The organism is Microcoleus sp. SVA1B4 (assembly GCF_036700545.1).
Taxonomy (GTDB): Bacteria; Cyanobacteriota; Cyanobacteriia; order Cyanobacteriales; family Microcoleaceae; genus Microcoleus.
On the sequence record NZ_JAUBPB010000033.1, the window covers coordinates 38,662 to 65,284 of the forward strand.

Here is a 26,623-nt window from a genome sequence, read left to right on the forward strand (position 1 = left end):
ACATTAATTATTCAAATTTTTTATCTTTTAGAGTATCCGACTCCATGCAAAATAGAAACAATGAAAACTGTGAATCCTTTTCTAAGAGCAGCTTTCTGTGCTATTTGCTCAAATGATTGTTGCCTTCCTTTTTCATAATCTCCAAATAAAGTGACAAATCCAGCAACTCTAGAGCCATTTTTTCTCGCATAGTTGGCTATAGCATCCCATTGTCCAGCATTTTCAGGTGCTTTTCCCCCACTTCCTATGTACGTATTTACAATCGTTTTAAGTTGAAGTTTGATATCTCCAATCAGGTAACTCCTTTGAGGTCCGCCAGTGACTTGAACACCTCGACCACGAGGTTGATTCCCAGGAGGAGTAAGTACATAATCAGGTCGACGCTCTCCCGCTCGGACCTTGGCCTCAATATTAGGGAAATTGATCCAATTACCAGTTGCTTGACCGTCCTGAGTTACCCCAACTTCTAGAAAAACTTGATCTAAATTTATGCCAGCATCAGCGAACATATCACGAACCTGCCCTTTAAACTTTCTTTCAAACTCTACGCCTGCGTCCAGAGCATTATTCATCGCTCTTACTCCGTCTGTGAGTGGAGAGTTTATGGGCGCAAAAGTTTTTAAAACACTCCAGAAAACATCGCCTGCTACTTCTACAGCTTTATCTTTAAATCGTTCATAGATTTCTTGTTTAGTGCGATTCTCAATAGAGTAGAGAATCTTCTCTACTGTATAAGCTGCTTGAATTTCCATAATAGAAATCATCCCACTCGGATCGCTGTAGATATAGGGGTTGTTGTACGCAAACTGATAGGGATTGAAAGCCTCAATCTGTTGCTCAGTAGGCTCAACCGGATCGCGACTCAAAAACAACCCCGTCTTAGGATCGTAATCCCTAGCTCGCATATAATACAACCCACTCTCCGACTCCAACCACTGACCCTGAAACCGGAAATCACCACTTGTTACCCCAGCATTAGCAGCCACACCTGACGCATTTCTCAAATTGCCAAAACTATCATAGCGAAAATCCCCCACTTCCTGACCATTACCATCAGCCAATCCAATCACCGTCCCCATCGCATCAGTGAGATAGTAAACAGGATTACCACTAGCATCTAATCGCATGAAGGGACTTGAAGAACCACCATAAATATAATTGCTAATTAAATTCCCATTAGCATCAGTCATCAAATCAGTCGATTCCAACCCACTTCCCCCTGCTGGAGTTACCAAGAATCGACGCTCTTGATTGCCTTCTACTGCCTTCACCCTGTTACCTTGACCATCATAGATATACTGGGTTGTTTCCCCAGTAGTTTTATTATCCACCTCAGTCAAACGGTCATAGGTATCATGTTGTAAATCCAACGTCTTACCATCCCGCTCAATTAGCGTCAATCGTCCATTGCTATCGTAATCATAATTTTCAGTTTCACCCACTTCAGCCACAGTATCTAATTGATATCCAGGCTGATAATTGAAAGAGCGACTACCTCTATTTGTATTCGATTCCACCAGTCTTTTACCAGCAGCATCATAAGTGTAAGTCGTCTCATCTTGCAACACCCCAGAAGCATCATAATAGCTTTCCTTTTTCACTCGTAGCGATTCATCATATTCCAACAGTACATACGACGAATCCTCGCGAGTAATCTTCGTCGGTTCCCCAATCCCAATACGTTCGTAACTCACGCTTGCCAACACTTCGCCGCGATCGTTTTTGTGAACAATAGATTTCACTCGATCTAAGCCGTCATATTCATAAGTAGTCGTCACCTTCCCATCAGGTAAAATTCTCTGCTTAAGACGATTCGCATCATCATAAACCATCTGAGTAACTCCACTTACGGGGTCGGTAACTGTGGCTAAATTGCCAAAAGCGTCGTAGCCATAGCTAGTGACATACCTCGCACCGCTAGCAGATGCCCATTCTGTTTGCCCCTTCACCCGACCTAACAAATCGTAAGTATAAGCAATGCCACTGCCATCAGGATAGTTGATGCCACTTAACGCCCCTGTCAGCGAATCGTAATGGTATGTAGTGATATCATTGCCACTTTTTACTGTCTTAATATTACCGCCATTCCCATAAGTATAAGTGACAATGCTGGTAACTAATCCCGCTGCCGTTTTAGTTGTTTCTGATTCTACCATTCCCGCAGAATTGTATTCGTAAGTAATCGTTTCACCACTAGGTAAGGTCGCCGTACCTAAGCGATTGTCCGTCGAACGATAAGTCATCTGTTTGAACGTCCCATCGCCATAAATTACCTTTTTTAGATTTCCCAAATCGTCATATTCGTAGCGCAATTTTTCCTTAATCGTGCCGCTGCTAGTAACGCTATCAGGACTTTCAATCAGCGCTAAACCGTCTTCTCCATAGGTGTAAGTATAAATATTATTGCCCAAATCCGTCGCCGTCTTTAACCGCCCAAATTGGTCGTAGGTGAAATCGCGGTCGTTACCGCCAATGTCTGTAATTTCAGTTGGGTAGTCTTTAGCTTCTTGCAGATTATTGGCATACAAATATTTAACTTTCTCGCTGTAGTTGAGACCATCTCGCTGCTGGTAAATAGTCTCTACTGGCAGATAGTTCGCGTCTTGTACGGATGTGGTTTTGCGTCCTAATGGGTCGGTAATAGTTGTTCTCGTGCCGCTGTATTCGTATGTCCAAGTTTGAGGATTTACGGCGGGGTCAGGGATAGGATTACCTGCTGCATCGAGAATTAAATTATTGGTTGTATCTGTTAAGTATTTGCCTCTCTGAGTTGAAGTTAATTTACCACTTCTGGGGTCATAAACAGTCTTAACAAATGCACCAAGCGGGTCGATTTCTTCAATTCTCCGACCGCCGGCATCGTACTTTTTAGTTATTTCCGCCCCAGTTTGCACGTCTTTGATGCTTGTTAATCTTCCGGCGGCATCGTATTCGTATTCAGTGGTAATATTGCCCGCTTCGTCTGTCTCTTTCCACAGCCTTCCTGCTAAGTCGTAATAGAAGCTGGGCGTACCGCCATCGGGCGTTACCCAACCTGCTAATTTACCATCGTCAGTTAGCTTACGCTCCATATGACCGATAGTAGGAGCATCTAAACTCGTCCAATCGCTACCACTGCCTGTATAGCCGTATTCTACCCAGATACCATCGCCATAATCGACGCGCTTTTCTCGTCCTAATTTGTCGTAAGTAAATGTATAAGTTTCATCATCTGTGGTATCGGCAGGAGTACCACTATCTTGCACCATTGTTTTCAAACGACCGTTGCTATCATAAGTCATATAAGTGGCACTACCATCCGATTCTACACTCTTAATGGCGTTGCCATAATCGTCATATTCGTAATAAGTGGTACTAGCTCCTTCTGTCTCAGTTTTAACTAGGCCATTGGCATAATAAGTAAAGGATTGAATGACATTGCCTTGACCGTCTTTAATTGATAGCAAGTTGCCGCGAGAATCGTAGTTGAATCGCACTAACGCACCTGTTGGCGTTACTAGCGATGTCATCTGTCCATAGCCGTTGTAGGTATAGTGAGAAGTGCCAGGTACTACGCCGGGACAGCCGCAATAAGTCTCCGTCCGAGAAATTAGATTGCTCTGACTGTCATATTGATATTTAGTTACTAGGTTGTTGGCATCTTTAGTCTGCGTAACATTGTTGTTGTCGTCGTATTCAAAGTAGGTGGAGTTACCATAGGCATCTGCTACTTGCAAGACATTACCGCGAGTATCATATTTATAAATAGTGGGATTGCCATAAACATCTTTGACAACTTGTACTGATTCTTCAGGCTTATATTCGATGTTGATGGGTACGTCAGCACCATTAATTACTTGCTTCAAACGACCGGAATCGTCGTACTCAGTCTTAACTCCACTGCGTCCCAACGAATCGATAACCTCAGTTAAAAAGTGCGGCCTGTCTTCATCTTCATACTCAAACCGAGTTGCATTATTCTCCCTATCCTTAACAGCAACCAAATCCCCTTTCGCATCGTATTCGTACTTAACCTTCTTCCCATCCGGGTCAACAACACCGACAATCCTCCCAGCAACATCCCTCTCAAAAGTCACCGACTTACCAGTCGAACTTGCAATCCCCGCATCGCTAAAACTCAACTTATTCCCATTCGCATCAGTAGCAGTCAACAAATCCCCAGACTTAGCATCAATCTCGTAAACCAATCCCTCAAGAGTCGTCAACACATAAACCCCACCAAACGCCGGATTTTCGGGATTGAAGGGCTGCCCGTTCACCCCGTAATACTCGCCGTACTCATTCCGTATCAAATTCGCATCCTTAACCGTCAGAGTCACCGTCGAACCCGAATGCGACTCAAAAGCCGGCTTGTACATCGCTGCCCCCGGCCCGGCCGCCCCTAAATACTGATTCAAATAATGCGAGTTCGGCTTGAATGTAAAGGTTTCCCGCTTGCCTCCGGGTAGGGTGATAAACACCTTAGTCTTGCTATCAAAGGGTACAGTATTTATCCCCAATTCCTCATAAGTCGGGTCAGCTTTCAAAGAAGTCTTCAAATCCGTATCCCGGAATTCCATCCGCCAGCCGTAGCCGAAATCATCGCTAGAATTAGCATTCAAAGAATCGTAAGTTCTCGTGACATTAATCGGAATTCCTGCAACTGGAACCGATAAATCAGTAAACGATAACCGGAAATTACCCAACTTCAAATCCCCCGCAACATTCACCGTCCTTTCAGTAGTCGAACCGTTACCGTTAGCATCGAATGCAGTGAATTTGAGAGTGTAAGCGCCGTTAGCCAAAACAGTCGGGTCAAATGTCGCAATCGTTTCGTTGCTGACAGCAGTAGTTCCCCGATAAACTTCCTTAAATTGACTGCTACCAACCGGGGCTACTGACAAAGTATAGTAATCCAAATTGCTGTCAGTTATCGTACCTCGAATTACCAGAGGTGTAGAAACATCAACATCATCCGCTAAACTGATATTGATAATTGGCGCATTGACATCATCCGTATCAATCGCCCTGACAACTTGAGTCGCATTCCCCACATTTCCGGCCGCATCTAGTGCTGTGGCAATTGCCGTGATGGGAGTTAAGTTATTTAACTTGACAGTTGCTCTTCCTTGTGCATCTAAAACTACGGGAGTGCCGTTGATAGTTAAGCCCAAAGATTCGACTTTCACGTTATCGACAGCATTCACGGTAAAGATGACCGAATCTCCGAGATTAGCGGTATTATTGCTGGCAATCAGATTGACTTTAGGTGCAGAAGTATCGGCAACAACGCTTAAATTGTAAGAAACAGTAACGCTTTCTCCAAAAGTATCAGTCACTTTAACAGAAACCGGATGATTACCGATATTAGCAGCAGTCGGCTTCCAACTAATCCGCCCGAATTCATCAACAGTCATGCCAGTTGGAGATTGAATTAAACCAAAGGTCAACAAATCTCCATTGCTATCAGTCGCCTTCAAATCGTAGCGATAACTGGCACCGGGCGAGACAGATTGAATCGGAACATTTGGCACAACCGCTGCTGAATTAGCCCGAGAAATTAACTCAAAACCTTGGGCTGCCCCCGTACCAGAATTGTCAACAGCCCCGACTACCACTTGATGGTTTCCAGCAACAGGATTGTTCCAAGTAACAACACCAGTAGCTGAATTAATTGTCATCCCAGTTGGAGATTGCAATAATTGGTATTGCGAGATAGTACCGTCAGCATCAGTTGCAGTTACTTGGTAGCTGTAAGGGCGTCCTGGTGAGGCTGTAAATACAGGTGTGGAAGTGATAGCAGGCGGCAGGTTGGTAGCAGTAGTTCCCGCAGTGACAGTAAAAGTTTGAGTAGCAATTGCCCCTTGTTTATCAGTCACGGCAACTTCCACAGAATGCAGCCCGATTTGAGTAGCATTCGGCATCCATTGAATAACACCGTTACTATCAATTGCCATCCCGACGGGATACTTACTCAAACTGAAAGTCAGCGGGTCATTTTCCAAATCAGTCGCGACAACTGTATAAGCGTAAACTTGATTTACTGCTGCCTTCGATGGAGGAGTTGAAACCACAGTCGGCGGCGTGTTTATTCCCCTGACAGTCAAGCTAAATTCTTGGACGGCATAACCGCCGTTGCCGTCAATTGTTCTTACAGAAATGGTATTTTCGCCAATTTGTTCTGCGTTAGGCTGCCAGCGTAAAGAACCAGATAGGGGGTCAACAATCATCCCGGATGGTGCTTTGTCCAAACTCCACAGCAACCTGTCTCCATCCGCATCGCTACCCGTCAAATTGTATTGATAAAGCTTGGCTAGATTAGTAATTTGTTCTGTGGGAGTAGAATCGATACTCGGTGCGCGATTGTTGGCAATATTATCGGCAATTAGGTTGAATGTTTGAGTAGCTAAACCTCCTAAACCGTCGCTAACTCTGACGGTAATGGGATAAGTTCCCTGCTGCGAGACTCCGGGTGTCCAACTAATCAATCCTTCTTGGAATGTCATGCCGGCGGGCGTCGAAGCTGGCGTTGCAAATGCCATACCGGAGGGCGGATTTAATAGAGTATATGTTAAGGGGTTGCCGTCTGGGTCTTTGGCTTCTACTTGATAGAAATAAGTCTTGCCCAAACGGGTATTTGTGCGGGGAGTTGAGGTAATAGATGGTGCTCGATTGGGGGCGGCTGGGCTGACGGTTAATTCGATTCTTTGGAATGCTTCTCCGCCTTTATTGTCTGTTGCTTTGATCAGGATTTCCCAAGGTTCGACTTCGCCGGCATATGCCCAATTGAATGCGCCTCCTTGTTGTGCGGTGGTGGGAGTCCAATTAATTACTCCGGTGGTGGGGTTGATTGTGGCGTTGGTGGGGGTGACAGGTTTGCTGGAATTGGGAATTATGGAGTAGGTAATTGTGTCTCCATCTAAGTCTATGGCTTTGGCTTGATATTGGAATGGTTGGTTGACGGCGGGATTGATGTTTTGTGGTAATTGACTCGTGAAGACTGGGGCGTTGTTTCCGGGGGTAACTTCGATTTTGAAGGCTTGTAAATCGATGCCGCCTCTGCCGTCATTTACTCTGACAATGATGTCGTGGGTGCCGACTGCTGAGAGTGGGGGACGCCAAGATATTGTACCGTTGGGGGCAACTGCCATGCCTTTGGGGGCGACTGCTAAATCGAAGGTTAAGTCGTCGTTGTTTAAGTCAGTTGCAGTTGTTCTGTAGACTAATCTTTCTCCTGCTTTGACTGTTGTTGGCGGGGTACTGGTAAATTCCGGGTCAATATTGGGGCCTGCTAATTTGGAATTTGTGGCTGCAAAATCTACTCCAAATTTCGTATTGTTGGCGGTAACTGTGACTTCTTGATAAATGGGATTGGTTGGAGATGTTTGAGTCCATCCGGGTTGTAATTGCGAGACGATGCGGTAGTTTCCGGGGGCTAGGGTGAATGAGTAATTACCGCTGACGTCGCTGTAGGTGAAGGGTTCGTTGGTATTTCGGATGCCGTCACGGTTAGTGTCAACGTAAACTAACCAGTTTTCCATTCCTGGTTCGTTATCAGTTGGTTTTCCTAAGCCTCGGACTACCATTAAGTTGCTAAAACCGGCCCAAGCGTTGAAGAGTAAGTCTCCCGTCACCGGGTCGGTTGTTGCGCCCCAGGCACCCCCATAATTGGTAACAAAAGGAGTTCGGCTTGAAGGAATGGGATTGCCGTCGTTATCTATAGAGTAAGCATAGATGCCACCACCATTCCATTCTGCCATCAGCAAACCTTCACCGCTGTCAAAATTGGGTGCGGAGATTGGCATATAAACAAAGGCACCCGGGCCGGCACCTGCGGTTGTTTCCAATTCAGGTGGATTGATGATGTAGCGGGGCGTACCGTCTGGGAAATTGCCGTTGCGCGTGTAGGTGACGGTGTAAAATCCACTGCTGGGGTAGGCACCAGTGGCTTTGAGTTGCCCCTCTCCCGGAAAACCTTCGGGAACGAAAGTCAAGCCTCCCAATCCCCCAGGATATCTTTGGTTGGGCGCGCCTCCCGGCTTAATAGAATGTATTCCACCAGGTTTCCATAAGTTGGATAAGAGTACGTTGTCGGGGGTGTAGACCAAACCCGCATCGCTGTAGGAAGAGTCGGCAAAGTAATTGGCAGTGTAGGGCGTTTCTGGGTCGCCGTCGTCGTCTAAGCCGATGATATGACCGTTTTCTCCCCGCACTACCTTGACTTCATACAGGGCACCTCCAGGAGATGCCGCACCGCCGCCCAAGAGCAAGGTATTGGGGTCAACAGTGCCGTCCGGGTTGCGTTTGAAGGTCATCGCCCCCAATATGCCCGGTACGCCGTCCGGTCGATTTAAGTTGTAGGCGGCGTAGTTATCTGCAAAGCGCGGGTCCACTACTACCCGACTGTCAGGAGTCATGTTACCCGGATTGGTAACGCGGCGAGTGCCAGTCCCGTCGGCATCCAGATACACGCTGCCCTTAACAGTGCCGGGGACGACGCTGCTGATTGACAAATCAAAACTTTGGATGTCCGCGTTGCCGCGACCGTCCTCGACTCTGACTCTCACTTTGTGAGTACCCTCGACGGGAGTCGCCCAAATAATCCTGCCCGTTTCTGAATCAATAATTGCACCGCTGGGCGCGTCTTCCAGCAAATAAGTGAGAGTATCCCCGTCAGTATCGCTGGCATCCGTGTCGTATACATAGCGCCCGCTTGTATAACCCGAAGTAACGGCCGGAGTGTTGAAAGTCGGAGAACTGTTACCCGGTTCCGGTACCACCCGCACTTGGAAATCTTGCTGGGCAACACCACCTTTGCCGTCATTCGTTTCTAAGACAACACGGTAAGTCCCCAATTCCTCACCGATGGCACCGCTAGTCTCGCCGTCTCCTGGAGTAACGATTGCTGGCACGGACTTTCCAGACAGGGTTTGGAAACTGTAAGCAGAAGCTGTAGTTGAGTGACCAATTACCGCCAAAACATACTGCCCGTCAACAGGCAACAGGGCCTCGAAGTCAGTACCAATATTGTTCTGGTTGCCGACAATCCTCGGCTGGTTGCCTTGATGCCCGGGCTGGTAAAGTACCCAATTAGCACCGCTTCCAGATATGGAGTCAAAGAAAACGCGCTGACCCGCAGTTCCAGTAAACTTGTAGAGGTGAACGGGATTCCCCGGCGCCAAAGTAGCGCTGACACGCTTGTTCAGTTCCAAGTCTTGGGCATCTGCAAAATCCAGCACTCGGAAGCGGTAATCCGCAGGAGAATCTTGTTCCCCAGTCAGTAACAAATTGTAAGTACCAGACTCACTTAAGGTATAAGGGCCGGCATCGCCAGTTGACGACGGACGCCACCAACCATCGTTGAGAAATATCGTGTCACCGCTAGGGCTCACCAAGCGAGCATTCACAGACTCTGCCCCTCCACTCGGAATCATGCCGTCGTAAAAGATTGTTTGTCCGGCTTTGCCAGTAAAACTGTAAACTTCAGCAGTTCGCCCTGGGTCTTGAGTCTTGCTAACCGTCACTCCCATTTGTATGGAATTTTCATTGTCGCGGGGGTCGGGAGTGACAGAGGGCAATTCTAGAATGCGGTAGCGGTAGTCGCCCGTGCTGGTAGGAGAACTTCCCTGAACCCGCACGGTATAAGTCCCCGTTTGCTGCAATTGATAGTGACCCCAGTCGTTGCTGGCGTTAATGTGAAAGATTTGGCTGCCCTGGGGGTTGAACAGCCTGACATCAACTGGGTCGTTGTCCAAGTCTTGACTGTCAAAGTAAATGCGGGTGCCAGCATTAGCCGTGAAGGTATGGTTGACCACCTGCCCTGCTGCAATATTTCCGCTTTGCAGGCTACCAAGTCCAGCAGTCGCGACAGAGGCCGGTGTCGAATTTGTTACCGTAAAGCTGTAGTTAACAGGGGTGCTGCTGCGGCCGCGAACGCCTAAAACGTACTCTCCGCTTGTCGGCAGCATCAAGTTGAAATCCTCACCCGTCCCGCTGCTGGGAGAAAGTGGCAGATTGTTAGGCCCGTAAAGTATCCAGTCCGCACTGCTGCCAAAAGGTACAGCCACATCAAAGTTCAGCCTTTGTCCCGCCGTCCCCCTAAATTTATACAGTTCCACCTCGTTGCCGGGGTCAAGAGTGCCGAGGGTAGGCGTTCCTACAATCAGAGAAGCTGCCCTCGCTATGTCACTCAAGCGGAAATTGTAGTTGCCCGTGGCGTTGTTATCCCCATCAACAACCAAACGGTAAGTTCCCGATTCGGTAAGAGTCGCAGGCGGCCAGTCAGTATTAGCTGCATTCCAGTTCGCATTGCTGTTGGCTGGGTTCCAGGTATTGTTGCTAAATTCTGCCCCCCCTGGACTCACCAATTTGACGCGGATGTTGCTGTTGCTAGCACCTTGACTGTCGAAATATACCCGCTGTCCAGGAGTTCCCGCGAAAGTATACTCGTCTCTTTCTCCTGCTTCCCCAATAGTCCCCGATACAGCGCGGCCGAGTTCCAAAGCAGTAGGGGTAGTAATAGAAGGGGTAACAACCTTAAAACTGTAGTTGGCGCTCGTGGCGGAATTGTTCTGAAGGGCAAGGACGTAAGTACCGGGGATTGTCGGCGTTATTTCAAAATCAGAACCAGTCCACCCCGCAGTTGGGATAGGCTTGTTGTCCGGCCCGTAAAGTACCCAGCTAACGCCACTGCCGGTACTAGCTGCTAAATCGAAATAAAGTGGTTGCCCGACAGCGGGTTTAAATTGGTAGAAATCTATCTTCGTTCCCGGCGCGAGGGTATTGGAAATATCAGCATCCAGATTTAAAAGCGGTACTGCTTGCGGGTCTTCCACATCTACCAAGCGGAAACTGTAATTGCCCGTTGTATTGTTAGTGCCGTCAATGACCAAGTGGTACTCGCCTGCCTCCCGCAGAAACATAGGGGCGGTCATGTCAGCATCCAAGCGGCCGTCCCACGCCGGCACGATACTTCGCCACCAATACTCGTTTATGCTGCCGCTGTTGGGGTCGTTGAGTACCGTATCGGTGGGGATGCTGGGAGAGAACAGCTTAACAGTGAAGTTGCTGTCACCTGCGATGCGGTCAAACAACAGTCGCTGACCGGGCTTGCCATTAAATTTATAGATATCCCGTTCTCCAGGTTCGTTGATACTGCTCGTGACGGGCGAACTCAAAGTTAAAGGGGATACAGTTGTTTCGGGTGTCACCACCTTAAATTGGTAACTCTCTTGAGTAGTAACGTTGGTGCTGCCACCCATCACCAGAGTGTAAGTGCCGTTCCCCGGCAGCCTGACTTCTAAGTCCGGCGACAGCCCGCTGAGGGGCGCAGGTATCACTTGGTTGTCAGGCCCGTAAAGCGTCCAACCCGTACCCTTATTCCAGTAATCCCAGCTTCCTGCTAGATCAAAATACAGGTGTTGCCCTTCTGTTCCTTCAAACCGATAAACTTGCCGCTCTCGGGCACTAGCTAAAGTACCCGACAGGTTTTGGTCAAAGGGCAAGTCGAAGACGCTGGGATGGTTGGTGCTGGCAGTGTCGAGGAGGCGGAAACTGTAGTTGCCCGTGCCTCTCCAATCCCCATCAATTTCAACTCGGTAAGCACCTGCCTCTTGTAGGGTTATTGGTGTCTGTTCTGCTGTTGTTTGCTGTTCGTAAATCTTTTTGCCGCTGGGACTAAAAATTTTCGTCCGCAAATAAGGATCATTAGCGACGAGGCTATCTACGACTAGCTGCTGACCTACCGTACCCGTGAAAGTGTAGGTGTCCAGTTCGCCCATTTTCCCAATGGCACCCGTTGCCGCGTTCCCGAATTCGATGGGGGCTGTTGTCCGTTCAGAAGTAACTGCTTGGAATGGGTAATTTGCGCTGCTGTTATATGGGTTAACAAGCGCTACGGTGTAAGTGCCGTCGCTCGGCAAGGTTAATTCTGCATCGCCCGACCAATTCGTTTTCAGGATGCTGTTGCCTGGTCCGTAAAGCGTCCAGTTGCTACCATCATTTAAAAAGTAGACATTTTGCCCTGCTGTACCTGCAAACTGCAACAACCGCGTTTCGTTGGCTCCCACAGTCCAAGTTTGAGCGGGGGCGTCCAGCACCACTGTTGCTGCTGTTGAAGCGTCTAAGAAGCGGAAGCTGTAAGCGCCTGTTTTGGTGGTGTCTGGGATATATGTTGTAGTAGGGGTATCGACAACAGCGCGGTAAATACCCGTTTCCAGAAGCGCGAACAAGTCGCGGTTCCAGGATGTCGATATGTTGGGGAATACCTCGACACCGCTGGGGCTTAGAAGCCGAACGTTTTTTGAACCGCTATCTGCAATGCCGTCGAAGTACAGGCGCTGGCCTGCCGTTCCATTGAAGGTGTAAATGTCTTGTTCCCCAGGCTCGCTGATGGTACTGTTGGGTGGGGTTGGGGTGCCAATGGGAAGGGATGCTACGGGCATTGTCGGTGTCACGACTTGGAATTTATAGGTAGCCGGATTGCCGTTGTGTCCTTGCAAAGCTAACAGGTACTCGCCATCTCCGGGTAACGCTAGCTCAAAGTCGCTAAGTGCTTGCGTTCTGTTAATAACTGTCTGTCCCCCCGGCCCGTAAAGAGTCCACGTATTAGACCACGAACCATCTAAGGCATCAAAGTACAAATACTGACCAGCTTGCCCGTCAAAGCGGTACAAGTCGGTTTCAGAAGGGCTGGGGGTAAAGGTGCTTTGAATATCTGTATCCAGAACCAAGGGGGTAGCGATCGTTCTGTCGAGGAGGCGGAAGCTGACGTTGGCGGTTGGTGTTGCTTGGTCGTTAGACACCAGCAAGTAGTGAGTGCCACTTTCGGTTAAGGTGTCGAGCCTATCGGCTGCGATGTTTGTCCAGTATTCTGCTGCTGTAAAGTTAGCGATTTGGCGGCCGCTGGCAGAAATTAACTTAAGGGAGACGCCTGAGTTATTGGTCAGCCCGTCGTAATACAGCTTTTGGCCCACCGCGCCATCAAACTTGTAAGCGGTTGTTCCCCAAGCTGGGATTGACGGGATGCTCGCAGTCGTATTCAAATTCAGGGTCTGGGATGCCCCCAAGTCGAGCAAGGAGTAGCCGTAATCGCCGGTTCCCTCTACTCGCAAAGTGTAGGTTCCTGTTTGTTGCAATTGAATCGGGCTTGGGGAATCTGTGCTTGCGCTGGAGCCATTGAGGGCAGAGACAACAGAGCCGCTCGGGTTCAACAGCGTGACGGAGACAGCATCGCCATCCGTATCAAGGCTGTCGAAGTAAACTAACGTACCCGCACTGGCAGTAAAAGTTTGGTTGGCCGGGGTTCCTGGCGAAACCGTACCGCTGCGTGCTATCCCCAAACCCGAGTTCGCCACTGGCGGGGGGGTGATGTTGTTCGCGGAGATGTTGTAACTGACGCTGCTGCTCGATGGGTTCTGCAACGCTAGGGTGTAAGTACCTGTAACGGGCAGCAACACTTCAAAATCGCTGTTTAGCCCAGAGCCGCCTATCTGTGACGAAAAGTTTGGAAAACCGGGAGCGTACAGCGCCCAGCTTGCACCCGATGCTGTTGGCGACAAGCTGTCGAATTGGATTCGCTCTCCTGCCGTACCGCTGATTTGATATAGCACTGCTTCGTTTGGGGGCAAGCTGCCTGGCGTTGCCGTTCCCGGAGACAGGGTTGGGGCTGCTGTTGCATCCCCCAAGCGGAAACTGTAGTTGCCGGAGGTATCATAATTGCCGTCAATTGTCAAGCGGTAAGTTCCGCTTTCAGTGAGAATATTGGACAGGCCGTCAGCACTTGTGTAACCGCTGAAGATTTCCAGACCGCTGGGACTGGTGATTTTAGCTGTGATGTTGCCGTTGCCGAGTTGGGGGTCAAAGTACAGTCGCTGTCCGACGCTGCCAGTAAAGGTGTAAACATCTTGTTCTCCGGGTTTGCTGATACTGGCACTGTTGACGGAACCCAAGGTGAGAGGGGTAGGGTTGGCAGTTGAGAAAAATGGCTGGATGCTGTAGTTGATAGGTGCGGCGGTGCCATTGCCGCCTGGCGCGGGAGTGCCGTCCCCGCGCAAGACTATGTAGTACGTTCCGCTTCCCGGCAGCACTGTCTCTATGTCGCTCCACAGGTAATTAGAGGTCACTAACTGGTTGCCAGGTCCATAGAGATTCCAACCGCCGGGGGACGAGGAAAGGAGGGTGTCCAAATACAGGCGATCGCCCTCGGTACCTGTAAACTGGTAAACGTCCGTCTCCGACCCCGGACTCAAAGTACCACTGGTAGGAGCATTCAGGTTTAATGTCGGTGCTGTTGTTAAAGAGAGCAGCCGGAAATTGTAATTTTCTGTGGATTCGATATACCCGTCTACAATCAGCCGATAATTTCCAGCTTCAGGAAGAATATATGGGATAGTTCTCGCCCAGTCCCCGGATGCAGGGGTATTAAAGACTTCAATACCGCTGGGACTGACCAATCGAACGTAAGTGTTAGGTGTCTCTACCAAAGCGTCTAGCAGCAGTCGCTGGTTGGTGCTGCCACTGAAGGTATAGACATCCCTTTCTCCTTTTTCGCTGATGCTGCCGGATACGCTCAAGTTCCCCCATGTATCTGGTGTCAGCGTTCCCCCGGATTGAGTTTGGGGAGTAATGACCCGGAATTTGTAATCAAAAGGAGTGGCGTTGCGCCCCTGGACTGCCAGCAGGTAGCTACCCGCTGATGGCAGCACGACCTCAAAATCGCCACCTAAACCGCTGGGGTTGTACCCAGCGTAGGTGTTGGGGCCGCCAAAGGTTGTCTTGCTGTCCGTAGCGATGGCCTGATTCCCAGGTCCGTAAAGCGTCCAGTTTGCCCACCCCGAACTCGGTTCTGAATCGAGATAAAGGCGCTGACTGGCGTCCCCAGTAAAGGAATAGAAGTGGGTTTCAAAACCGGGATTTAAGTTTCCGGTGACATCTGCATCCAAGTTAATGGGCGTGGCTTGACCCACATCTAGCAAGTTGAAGCTGTAGTTGCCCGTGCTTTCCCCGTGACCGTCAATCTCTAAGCGGTAAGTACCCGTCTCGTTTATAGTAAATGGCTCTGTATCTGCGCCTAAGTTGATGTTGAAAGTGTCTACACCGCTGGGACTGACAAGCTTTACGGACGCATTTACTTGGGAACTGCTCGACAAGTAGTCAAAGTAGAGGCGCTGCCCTTTCGTGCCACCAAAAGTATAGATATCCTGTTCGCCTTTTTCGGTAATGGCGGCACTGACGGTGTTGGGGTTGGCGTTGTTGCCCAACTGTAGCGGATAAGTAATCGTGTCGGGTGTAACAATTCGGAAGGTATAAGAGGTGCTGCCGAAGAAGGGCGCGCTGCCCCGCATTACCAAAGTATACTCGCTGTCGCTGGGCAAGACGATCTCGTTGTCGTACCAGCCTACGTACCAAGGGTTTCCTTGTTTTCCGTCAACCCAGGAGCTTACCTGCCTGCCCTCTCCATCATATAGTACCCAGTTCAGGTTGGAGTTGGTGCTGAGTTGGTCAAAGTACAGCCTTTGTCCTTTGGCTCCGTTGAAGCGATATGCGTCATCTTCTGAGCCGGGACTCAGCACACCCGTCACGTTTCTGTCGAAAGGTGCAACGGGTGTCTGCTCCATGTCAATTAAGCTGAAACCGTAGTCTCCCGCAGCACCATCAATGACTAAGCGGTAGTTGCCCGTTTCGGTCAGGTTGATTGGAGAGCCTTGATAGCTTGTATTGCTATCGAGTACCAGCAAGCCGCTGGGGCTGTACAACTTTAATGTCTGTCCAGGAGTGCTCCTAAGAGAGTCGTAGTACAGTCGCTGTCCTTCGAGAGCGCTGAAAGTATAGATATCTTGTTCGCCTTGATTGCCAATTCGCCCCAGTACGGTGTCGCCAAATACCATTGCTGCTGGCGGAGTCCACTGGACGATTCCCGTTTCTGGGTTGACCCTCATTCCCTCTGGGCCGAGTACCAAGTTGTAGGTTAGGGTATCGGAGTCTGGGTCTTTGGCATCGGCATCGTAGCGGTAAGGTGTATTGACGGCTGCATCGACAATGGGCGTCGAAGTGAAAATCGGCGGCCGATTCGGAGGCGGATTAATAGCTGAAAGCACATATTTTTGTTTGGCCACTCCACCTTTTCCATCTCCCACTTCCACCGTCACCGCGTGATTTCCAATATCTCCGGCAACCGGATTCCAACTAATAATTCCGGTTTGAGCATCTATCTCCATCCCCAACGGTTTTTCCAACAAGGAATAAGTCAGCGCATCCCCATCGGCATCAACAGCAATTGCAGTATAAACGTAACTTTTACCCACCAAAGCTTCCGTATTTGGTGTCGCCTTAAATTGTGGAACTTGATTTAACTGGCTTAAAAATACTAAATCGTAACTAAACTGAACTCCTTGAGGATTGTAAAACTTTAACGTATCGGTTGATGTCAGTTCCCCCGGCTTTAAAATGCCGTCACCAACCAGTTTGCTAATATCGTAATAAGGAATTCCTTCCGGCGTCATTCCGTCCGCATCCAACAGTCGCACCGTTGGGTCGCTAATATTGTTTATCCCTACCAACAACGTACCCCGCACCGGATACTGACCCGCATTTTTTACAGCTAAATCAGCGTAAAGAATTTTGCTGCTTGAATTGAATGAAGTCTGTTTGTATTCTACTTCCAGACTGCTCGAAACGTCCTGCAAGCGATTGAAATTGACTGGTACGTTAGGGGATACATCCTCGGAGGGCGATGCTGTTACAGGAACTATTGCAGCCGATGAAGGTTGAATGGCAATTGAGGTGATGCCGACTTGCGTTGCTGTATCGCTGTCGTTGTTGACCAACCGTATTTGCAGTGTAGCAGCCGTACCATCCGCTATTTGCGATAAATTTACACTGATATTAGAGCCGTTGAAAGTAACGCCTGCTGCTAGTTGGGGAGGCTGTCCTTCGGTGAAATTGAAGAAGCTGTTGTGTCCCGTTCCTACAGTGTGAACTAAAGAGCGGCCGCTGGCATCGACTAAGGCTATTTCAAAAGCATCTTTGATGGAGTCGGAGTCTGCCCTGTCGAAGTTGAGACCGGCGATATTCACAGTAAGGGTTGACGGCACTGCTGGAATTGTAATGGGCCGTTCTAACTTTTCTGTGAAGGATGTCCCTTCAGCCAGCCATATAACGCCTGAGTCAGTAGCGGAGGTGCGGGTAAAAGTTCTGCTGGCGGTACTGGAATTGCCGGCATTGTCTGTGGCAGTGGCGGTGAAACTGTTGCTGCCAATAGCTAATGTTACTCCTGCAAACTCAAAGCGTCCTGTAGAGTCAGCAGTAGTTACAGCTCCTGTTTCAGCTAGAATAACGGTACTTCCGGGGTCGGTTTGCCCGGTTAAGGTGACGGTGGAGTCTAGGGTTTGCCCGTCTGCAACGGGAGGAGTGTCGAAAGCTGGGTTTAAGCCAAATGTTAGTTCTGGCGGTGTCGTGTCGAGGGTGAAGGGGAGTTCAAAGGTGTTGGTGTTGCCGTGAGAGTCGGTTGCAAGCAGGTATAGGGTGTACGTGCCGTCTGTTAAGGTGTTGCCGTTTACTGTGGATAGTGTGTTGGGGGTGAGTGCAAAGCTGCCGTCGGAGGTTAGCAAGTCTTTAAGTTCAATACCGGTAGACTCCCTCGAAAAACTGGCGCGGAAGCTAGCAATGTCGCTGGCATCGGTAATTGTTCCGCTGATGGCGGGGTTATTGGTGATGCCGTCGGTACTGTTAGAACCGGTGTCGTTAACTAGCGCTGCTGCAATTGCGGGGGGGGCTGTCTCCGGTGGCACTTGGCTGTTGGCGTATTCTATCAGTTGCTGTCCGAGCTGAGTATTGCGCCATTCTCTGTCAGGATTGATAACTGCATCCAGCAGCGGTGCGTTTCCTGTTGCCCCAAGCACTGTGAAGATAAGGTCATTGTAGTCGCCGTCAGAGTTAGCGGCCGACATATCTTCCATCGCAAAAGTGTTCCCCGTTCCGGTTGTGTCGGCTAGAGGCAACACGTAAGATGTATCGTTGGGATTGGCTGTGGCGATACTGAATAAGGGGCGGTTTTCGGGGAACCAATTTCCCGAATATGAGGATTCGAGCGATGACTGCACTGTACCGTTGGGGACTAACATGACGGCAAAGGTGTCGCCTGGGGTCATATTGAAAGTTTTGATACCCTGATATTCGCCGCTGCCCCACTCCCAGTCGAACGGCATCGCACCGGTGAATTTGGCTCCTTCTGTAGCGTCGCTGATGACAATGTGTCCGTCGGTGGAATTGCTTAAAACTCTACGGGATGCTTCGGCAATGAATTCTGGAGTTCCTGGTGTAAGCCCGGACATTCCTGCCAGGCTGAAAATTCCGAGTTCGCCTTCAAAGGAGCCGCCGTCAAATACATAGTCAAATCTGACTTCTCCTCGGTTATCTACAATAAAAGTACCGGGGATTTGTAAATTGGCTGTTGTTGTTATTGATAAATTTCTTGGGGCATTGATATTGCTTTGGAAGTTGCCTGCACTTTGTGCTGAATAAGATTGACTGTCGGCAGTACCGTCCGAAAATTGCTCCGATTCTTCTGCCTCTAACGGCAGCAAACCGCTCGATATATCTGCGGGTTTTGGCGCAATTTCGGTATCAGAATATGCGGGCTGGGATTCGGTAGTTTCTGTGGGAGTTGAATTGCTATTATAAGTATTTGAATTTGATTCGGGTGGGAATTTAAGAGTTGAGGGTGAAACGCTGGTTTCGACTGAGGCTATCTGTGCTGTACCTGCTGCTGTTTCTGATGGAGTTGAGAAAAGTGCCGGTATGGGAGAATCGGTTTGTACGCTAGAGTTTGAGTGGGAAATTAGCGGGTCGGTATCGAGAGAATTAACGACAATTGCCGGGGAGTTTTCAGTTTCTAATTCTGCTGCTGTGAAGGTGACAGCGATGTCCGTATCAATTGTATCCGCAGTGAATTCTGCAATAGCGAAATCGTCTGTTTTTGGTGGTAATTGTTGGCTTTCAAATTCGGCTGTTTTTTCAGCAACAGGGAGTTCGCGTTCAACCGTATCATCCGCTTCGGGTGTAGCAACAATTGACTCGGTTTTTGTCACCAATTGTTGGCTTTCAAATTCTGATGTTATTTCAGGGAAGGTGGTGTCATATTCAATTAAATCGGCAACCTTTTCTGTTTCGGTAGCAATAATCTCAGCGGTTGTTGTGAGAAATTGTTCAGTTTCAAATTTAGCTGCGGTTTCGGTAACAGCCCGATCATTTTCTTGGGTATCAACAACCTTGGATGCGGGAATAACCTCAGTAATTTGGGTCGGCAATTGTGACGCAGCATTAGGAAGATTGTCATTGGTTTGTCTTGGCAATTCTTCGCCAAAATTATCGGCAATCTCAGATGTTTTTGCAGGAGGCTGTGACGCGATGGGAGTGGGAATTAGCAGAGTTTCAGCGGTTGGTGGAGAAGCAGCATTATTTACAGCATAGTCGGCTGAAGCCGGCAATTGAGGAATGCGATTAGTTGCAGTTGTGTCGGTTTTAATTGATTCAGTATCTGCTGACTCGCTGACAATAAATTCTGCTAATACTGGCAGTTCAATTTCCGAATTTAATTCAGTAGGGCTAACACTGGGTGTCTCTGGGGGAGAGGCTGTTTGTTCTATTTGTTGCGATTCTTGACTATCAGATTTGCCAACTGTTGATGTTTCTGTGGCTGGCGATTCTTGAGTATCGGATTTGTCAACTATTGATGTTTCTATTTGTTGCGATTCTTGACTATCAGATTTGCCAACTGTTGATGTTTCTGTGGCTGGCGATTCTTGGCTGTCTGATTTGCCAACTGTTGATGTTTTTGTTGGTTGCGCTTCTTCAGTATCAGATTTGCCAACTGTTGATGTTTCTGTTGGTTGCGCTTCTTCAGTATCTGATTTGTCAACTGTTGATGTTGCTGTTGGTTGCGCTTCTTGGCTGTCTGAGTTAGTAACTGTTGCTGCTGTCGGCTGAGGTTTTTGTTGGTCGTTATCAGCAGTTATCGATGGTGTTTCTCCCTGGGATTTATCGCCGGAATTAGTAACAGTTGATTTTTGGGTAAATTTCGGCTCTGATTTATCCGATTCACCCTTCAGTTTTTGAACTAACTGGGAGTGAATTGATGCAGAGAAGGAGTCAACTAATTCGCTGAGGGGAACTATTTTGGATGTAGCGCCCGTGACACGGAATGTGATATCATCGTAATCGATATCGCTTCCTTGAATTAGCCCCATGTCTTCCATAGCGAAGAGTTGACCTTCGCCTGTAATGTCGGCAATTTGACCGATACCGAAGCTGTCGCTGGGATTGTCTGTAGCTATTGAAAATAGGGGTTTTTTGTCGCCGCCGATTGCGGGGTTGTCGTATACTTGTTGTACGGTGCCGTTGGGGACTAGCATGAAGAAGAATTTGTCTCCAGGCGTCATGGCAAATGTTTTTGTGCCGAGGTATTGCCCGGAATTGAGGTTTTCTGAGCTGTTAGGATCGGTGTAATATGCTCCTTCTAAATCGTCAGAAATTGCGATGTAGCCCTTTGTCGAGTTGCTTAAAGCTCGACTTGCTGCTTCTTTGATGAAGGCCTCGGAACCGGGAACGAATTTTTCCATTCCGAGTAGGCTGACGATGGCTAGTTGTCCGCTATACCAGCCGCCGTCGGATGTGAATTGTATGCCGACTATTCCTTTTTCATCGACAGTGAATGCGTTTGAGTCAAAGTTAACGTTGGTTGGGGGAGTTGAGGTTTGATCTGGTTCTGGGGTTGAGGTTTTATTTGGTTCTAGATTAGTGGCGGTCTCTAAGTTGTTGGTGGTGGAGATTTCGGTAGGTGAAGTTTTGTTGGATTCTGATTTGTCAGTCGTTGATACAGTTGCAACTGAGGTTTTGTTGGATTCTGATTTATCAGTCGTTAATACAGTTGCAGGTGATGTTTGATCTGGTTCAGATTTGTCAGTCGTTGATGTAGTTGCAGGTAATGTTCGATCTAGTTCAGGGTTTTCAGCGGCTGATGCAGTTGCAGGTGATGTTTGATCTAGTTCAGATTTATCAGTCGTTGATACAGTTGCAGGTGATGTTCGATCTGGTTCTGATTTATCAGTCGTTGATGTAGTTGCAGGTAATGTTCGATCTAGTTCAGGGTTTTCAGTGGCTGAGGCAGTTGCGGGTGATGTTGTATTTTCTCCTGAATTGTCAGACGTTGATGCAGTTGCAGGTGATATTTTGTTTGGTGATGACTCGCTTTTGAGTGTAGTCTCTGATGATAAAGGCGTTTGGTGTTCTTCGAGTTTTGAAGTCGTTTCAGCCGTAGCGGGCAATGGCGTTTTGTCCGAAGCTTTTTCGCTCGTGGTAGATGCAGTTACAACGGGTAATGTTTTGTCCGAATCTTGTTCTGATTTTGTGGAGGCGGTTGGCGATAATTGTGTTTTATTTTCCAGCAATTCATCGGGAACCGCGGTTGTAGCTGCTGTGGTTTTATTTAGTTCAGAGCTGCTGATTGACGAGTTGACTGGAGGTATGTCAGTCGCAGATTTATTAGAATCTGAAGAAACGTTATTTGATGCAATTCGATTCGGGTTGATTAGGAGGTCTCCTAAGTCGGAGTCGAGTTTACCAATTAGGGGATCAACTTCAGAATTTGTTGTATCCCTGAGAGTGCTGTTAGTTATCAGAAGGCTGGTGTTGGCAGAAGATATGCTGTTAATATCGGAGGGTTTATTAATAATAAAAGCATCAGTTTCTGTTAGACTGAATTCGGAGGTGGGTTCGCTTGCTGGTTCTATTAAGTTTAAGTTAAGCTGTTCGGATTCGGATGATTCTGCCGGAGCTTGATATAATAAAGGTTTTGAGGTTTGAATTCCCGGCAGCAGAGGGGGCTTTGTCGGGGCAAGTCCGGGAATTAAGGATTCCTGTTTTTCTATTAAAGGTTCTCCAATCGGGTCTGTTAAAGGCACTCGCTTGCACTCCTGATTTGAGGGTTAAATTATAGTTTTGGTAAGCTTGGATGCGTCACTTATCTTTTTGAGGAGATGCGAGTTGCAATTATGTTACCCGCTTTGGTCGAGTCGCCTGTTTGAATGGAGTTATAAGGCTCTTCCGTACTCCTTAAACGACTGTAGCCCGCCTTCGCTATTGTTACTCGCTTTCGCTATTTATTGAGTCCTAGACTCAATTTATTCAGTCCTAGGCTCAATTTATTCAGTCCTCGATTCAACGGGTCAATTTTGACACTATCTGTAGTGGTAAGGCAGGGAGCAGCGCATCATACAAGTAGAGTCTATGCGTCCAGGACTATTATTATTGATTGTTTTGCTTGATGTTCGAGCTCTCAAACTGTCTGCTGTAGGATTGACAGTCAAGGTAGGGGTTGCCAAATTTGTGCTTTTGCTACTTTTTTGGGGAAAAGGCAATCGAAATGGCTTTGTTAAAGTCATGGCTGCACCCTGGATTTTTAATTGATTTGGCGTTGAGTAAATTCGAGGAATCTTTACTTACGCTTACTCCTACGACTGCGCTCAACTTGTTGCTCATCCTTATTATCGGCTAGACTAGATTATAAATATATTAGTTACAATACTGAACTTTATAGTTTTTGCTGCTGCAAGTCCGAAGAAATTTCTGTATATTTACTGAGAGTTTTTTAACTTATGTTAAGTGTTTATAAAAGTAACTGTTTTCATGCGGGAAAATACTTAAATCAGGCAGGAAAATACTTAACGAATCCACTCCAAGCTTCCTAAGCGCCCGTTTCCTCTCGCTCGGCAGCACCGCTTGGTTCATCATTCACTGCTCGGACACCCGACCCACTTCGGGCAAATCCAGCAGTGGCGGCGGTGTCAGCAACCTGACTCTCAACTAGAATCAATTTTCTACTCGGGAGCGATCTCGTTCAAAGAGAGGCATCCTGGGTTCGTGGAGAGCGGGTGTCGGAAGAATGCAGCATACCGAAAGGCGCTCTACGATCTCTAGCTACAAACACTTTCCTCAGAGAGCGGTATTTGGGAAATTTGGCTATCGCTATTTTTGGGGATCGATAGCAGCGTACTTCCCCGAACAACTGATGGGGCGTTAACAGATGTTGAAGAGCAATACAGTAATGCAGTTTGAACCGGGCAAATTCTGCCGCGCCGACAACCGCCACCACATCGGCTGTTGTGACAGTTGTCGGCGTCGATCGCCTCCACAAAAGTCGCCACAACAACAGGAGCAATGTGAGCAATCGGTACAGCCGAAGAGCGGGTAAAAATTAAGCGCCTTGACATCTAGGATGCCCCATTCATAAAGGTGCATTATTTTTTGTCAACACGAATTAGTCAGGGTTTGCGATCGCAAAAACATTGCTTGCTACCGATTGAGAACAGCCATAACCAGTCCCAACAGGTCACGACACGAACAGCACAAAAAAGCAGTAATTTGACCGAAAATTTCAGGCATTTGCAGGATATTTGCAGGTAAATGCAGGTAAAGTGCACCCCCTGCAAATACCTGCTTTCCGCCTGACTTTATACTGTACTTGCCTGACTTTATACTGCACTTGCCTGACTTTAGCGCTCCGCAACAATTAGCTAATTTTTTAGCGTTTTTAACAACAAGTGGATTGACTTAATAGTCAAGTTGTGGTGTCAGAATTGAATTAAAAATCAAGTTGAGCAAGTGTGAGAAAATTGGCAGGTAGCTAAAATTTATGAAGCGATTTTGTAGTGTAGTACCCACTATGCCAGCAATAAAGTTGAGGCTGGACTATCTGGTTTTTGCGTTCCGTTGAGGCTGTTCGCGAGTGTAAGGCTTACATGGTAGTGCGTACTTGAGAGAGTACCCTGGCAACTATTTCCAGCATGAGTATCTGCGGGTTCATAGAGCGACGAGCCTTTTTTCAAGTTCGCTAGCGGCTAAACGTTGCTCCCGCACCCGACCAACTCGAATAGCGTCAATCAAGCTGAGCAAGGCATAAAGTTTTGGATCGTTACTGGCAGCTTGGGGGACTGAACGGTACAGAGGCGCGATTGCCTGCCCTCTGACGACACCTTGAGGGTCAGGCCAGACATAAACCTCAGACGGTGAGGCAATCAGCTTACTTTTCAACGGTTCAGCAGAATGCGCCGTTGGCAGTCCCCGACTTAAGGGGCCGGGTTGGGCATAGAATACATAGCGTAGCCCGTGAACTACGAATTCTAGTAGCGCTTGCGTCAAAATCCTGCGATTTTCGCCATCATAGAGACCTGCTGCTGCACATCGAGAAAGCGCACCATGAACTTCTGAGGCACTCATGCCTAAGCTTTGAGCGAGGGTGTTGTAAGTCCAGGTTGTTTTTTCCCAACTGTGGACTTTGAGTATGGCAAGGATATCTTGCGGTTTGAGCATAGCTTTATTCGTAGGCTCAGCCAGCCTCTGGCATCGCTTTCTTTTCTTTATTCTACATTCGCGAATAGCGAATAATTGAGATGTGGCGACTTTAATTTAATGTTCGGCGCTCGTTGAAGGGCGTGAGTTATTTCGGGAGTACAGCGATCGCTTGTGCCTGACAGGACGTTGTAGGAGCGATCGCACCATAAGTTTCAGAAATTCGGCGGTTAATTTCTTTAGCAGTATAAATATATCTCTGAACATTGCTATTGCTACCACCCATTCCTGCTTTTTGTGCAAGCTTCCTATAGCGATCGGCGATTGCTCACGACAGCAGTCAATAGGATAATCCTTTTTGGGTGTAATGACGGTAGCCTCGACTTCAGCAAGCAAAAGCTAATTTTTTATAGTTGTATAATATTCAGATTGAATCGTAGTACAAATAGTTACAGTTGTCATTAAAGCTTAAGAAAGTATTAAACCCGACCTTACGGTTAGGCTTCCGTAAAAGGAGGGTGCATTATTTCTCTTTCTGCACTTAAAAGTCAGGTTTGTGATCACAAAAACATTGCTTGCTATCGCTCATCCCTGCTTTTTTCCTTGGTTTCCCAGCTTGCATAAATTTGCATAAATTTGCATAAATTTGAGTTTTTTGCTGCAAATACTGCCTCGACTTCAGCTAATAAGTCAAGATGAGCTTGCATGGTTTTACTCATGAAAACTCACAAAAATGCAAAATTATGCAAAAAAAATCACGAAAACTCAGTCCTAAAAAGTTAAATTTGAGGTTTTTTCGTGTCCCGGTACACTTAATATCAATTTAACAATTCAACAGCAAACTCTGCACTCCCAATTCAAGGAATAAGCTTGTAACTCGTGTCATTTAGAGCAAGCTGTACTTTCACAATAGAGCAAGCAGAACTAATCGAATAGAATGTTAAGGTTGCCTAAAAGATTGCCGCCTCGTTATTAGCCATTCAGCTATGACATATTAATGTATCGGAACAATAGCGGTAGCATTTTTTTAGCAAGAGTTGTAGTTCAGTTTTTTTGCAATATTGAAAGCAGTGCTACCGCACTTTTTTACAAAAAAGCGAAGTGCCTCAATATTTTTTGGCTACCAGAATGCTAATAGCGTTACTTCGGCAAGCCAGTAAAATTTGTAGTCAAAGGAAAAGCGGGGAAACTTGTTAAACTAGGCAATGAGAAGGCAGTGACAATTGTGGGGCGATGGTACGGTTGTACTTGATTTCAGAGAGAGCGCGATCGCCACGCGCCTCTAAGTTTTAGGCCGTAACGATGCTACCCAAGTTGAATGGGGACAGTTGCGGTAATTGATGCCAGTGTTGCCAGAAAAGTCGCTACAACAGTATGAGCAATCGGGACAGTTGAATATCGGGTAAAACCAAGCCCTTTGTCACACTTGGTTAACATCCATCAGTGGCATTGATTGGGACAGTGGGATATCGGGTAAAATTAAGCCCCTTGACACCCCAGCCCTAGTTTTTAGGTAGTTGTGGCGATAGCTGCACGGCGATCGATTCAAACCCAAACCTTTGTGGTGATTTGAATTATTTTGACTTTAAAAACTACAACTCGCGACTCAACTCCGCTGCCCTTACTCGAATATCCGAATCAGCCTGCAATTCGCTACCACTGGCTCACCATTGACCCTATCAAGTCGATGCTCGCTGTGATTATCGTTCGTCCGACAGCTAGCACCGACGCGATCGCCTTGCACTTAGGATTACCGCATTCATGAGGGTGCATTGTTTTTGTTTCTGCGCGTAAAAGTCAGGTTTGTGATCACAAAACCATTGCTTGCTACCGAGAGAGAACAGCCAAAACCAGCCTCAACAGGTCAAGACACGAACAGCACAAAAAAGCAGTAATTTGACCGAAAAAGTCAGGCGTTTGCAGGATATTTTCGGGTAAATACAGGTAAAGTGCAGTTCCTGCAAATACCTGCACTTGCCTGACTTTATACTGCAAATCCCTGACTTTATACTGCAAATGCCTGACTTTAGCTGACGCAACAATTAGCTAATTTTTTAGCGTTTTTAACAACAAGTGGATTGATTTAATAGTCAAGTTACGATACCTAAGTTGAATTAAAAATCAATTTAAGCAAGTGCGAAAAAATTGGCAACACAGTAGCCGTTATCTAAATTGAATAAAAAATCAAGTTGAGCAAGTGCGAAAAATTTGGCAGCGTAGTCGCCGTTATGTCAGCCTTGACAGTCGCATAAATTGCTGTTGTCGGACTCGCGCTTTGCAATCGGCTAAACAGTTGTTG

General features: G+C 47.6%; 8 protein-coding genes. 2 read left to right on the forward strand and 6 right to left on the reverse strand.

Annotation, left to right across the window (positions count from 1 at the left end):
* Positions 1-20 precede the first annotated feature (20 nt).
* Positions 21-21,938, reverse strand: a complete 21,918-nt coding sequence (locus QT987_RS16590; protein ID WP_333241830.1) for a putative Ig domain-containing protein — start codon at positions 21,936-21,938, stop codon at positions 21-23.
* Positions 21,939-22,263: 325 nt separating this feature from the next.
* Here QT987_RS16590 and QT987_RS16595 point away from each other — a divergent pair, with 325 nt between their 5' ends.
* Positions 22,264-22,443, forward strand: coding sequence for a hypothetical protein (locus QT987_RS16595; RefSeq protein ID WP_333241832.1), 180 nt, complete (start codon positions 22,264-22,266; stop codon positions 22,441-22,443).
* A 277-nt stretch (positions 22,444-22,720) separates the two neighbouring features.
* Here QT987_RS16595 and QT987_RS16600 read toward each other — a convergent pair whose 3' ends face one another.
* The 4 genes from QT987_RS16600 to QT987_RS16615 all read right to left on the reverse strand — a co-directional run bounded on the left by QT987_RS16600 (position 22,721) and on the right by QT987_RS16615 (position 24,610).
* Positions 22,721-22,849 (reverse strand): hypothetical protein, encoded by a 129-nt coding sequence (locus tag QT987_RS16600; RefSeq protein WP_333241834.1) that lies wholly within the window; start codon positions 22,847-22,849, stop codon positions 22,721-22,723.
* A 100-nt stretch (positions 22,850-22,949) separates the two neighbouring features.
* Positions 22,950-23,246 carry a hypothetical protein gene (locus tag QT987_RS16605; protein WP_333241836.1) on the reverse strand — a complete coding sequence of 99 codons (297 nt, stop codon included), beginning with the start codon at positions 23,244-23,246 and terminating at the stop codon, positions 22,950-22,952.
* 589 nt (positions 23,247-23,835) lie between these two features.
* Positions 23,836-24,345 (reverse strand): hypothetical protein, encoded by a 510-nt coding sequence (locus QT987_RS16610; protein WP_333241839.1) that lies wholly within the window; start codon positions 24,343-24,345, stop codon positions 23,836-23,838.
* Positions 24,346-24,472: 127 nt separating this feature from the next.
* The gene (locus QT987_RS16615; RefSeq protein WP_333241841.1) at positions 24,473-24,610 is read right to left on the reverse strand and encodes a hypothetical protein; all 138 of its coding nucleotides are present in this window, start codon (positions 24,608-24,610) and stop codon (positions 24,473-24,475) included.
* Positions 24,611-25,903: 1,293 nt separating this feature from the next.
* Here QT987_RS16615 and QT987_RS16620 point away from each other — a divergent pair.
* Complete coding sequence (locus tag QT987_RS16620; protein ID WP_333241843.1) at positions 25,904-26,089, forward strand: hypothetical protein; 186 nt, start codon at positions 25,904-25,906, stop codon at positions 26,087-26,089.
* Positions 26,090-26,151: 62 nt separating this feature from the next.
* Here the strand turns inward: QT987_RS16620 and QT987_RS16625 are convergent, their stop codons facing one another.
* Complete coding sequence (locus QT987_RS16625) at positions 26,152-26,340, reverse strand: hypothetical protein (protein WP_333241845.1); 189 nt, start codon at positions 26,338-26,340, stop codon at positions 26,152-26,154.
* Positions 26,341-26,623 lie beyond the last annotated feature (283 nt).

Bases quoted from the DNA above. Each gene is read 5' to 3' on its own strand.
- QT987_RS16595 (WP_333241832.1), top strand. From the start codon at position 22,264: ATGCGTCCAGGACTATTATTATTGATTGTTTTGCTTGATGTTCGAGCT.
- QT987_RS16605 (WP_333241836.1), bottom strand. From the start codon at position 23,246: ATGTCAAGGCGCTTAATTTTTACCCGCTCTTCGGCTGTACCGATTGCT.
- QT987_RS16610 (WP_333241839.1), bottom strand. From the start codon at position 24,345: ATGCTCAAACCGCAAGATATCCTTGCCATACTCAAAGTCCACAGTTGG.
- QT987_RS16615 (WP_333241841.1), bottom strand. From the start codon at position 24,610: ATGGGTGGTAGCAATAGCAATGTTCAGAGATATATTTATACTGCTAAA.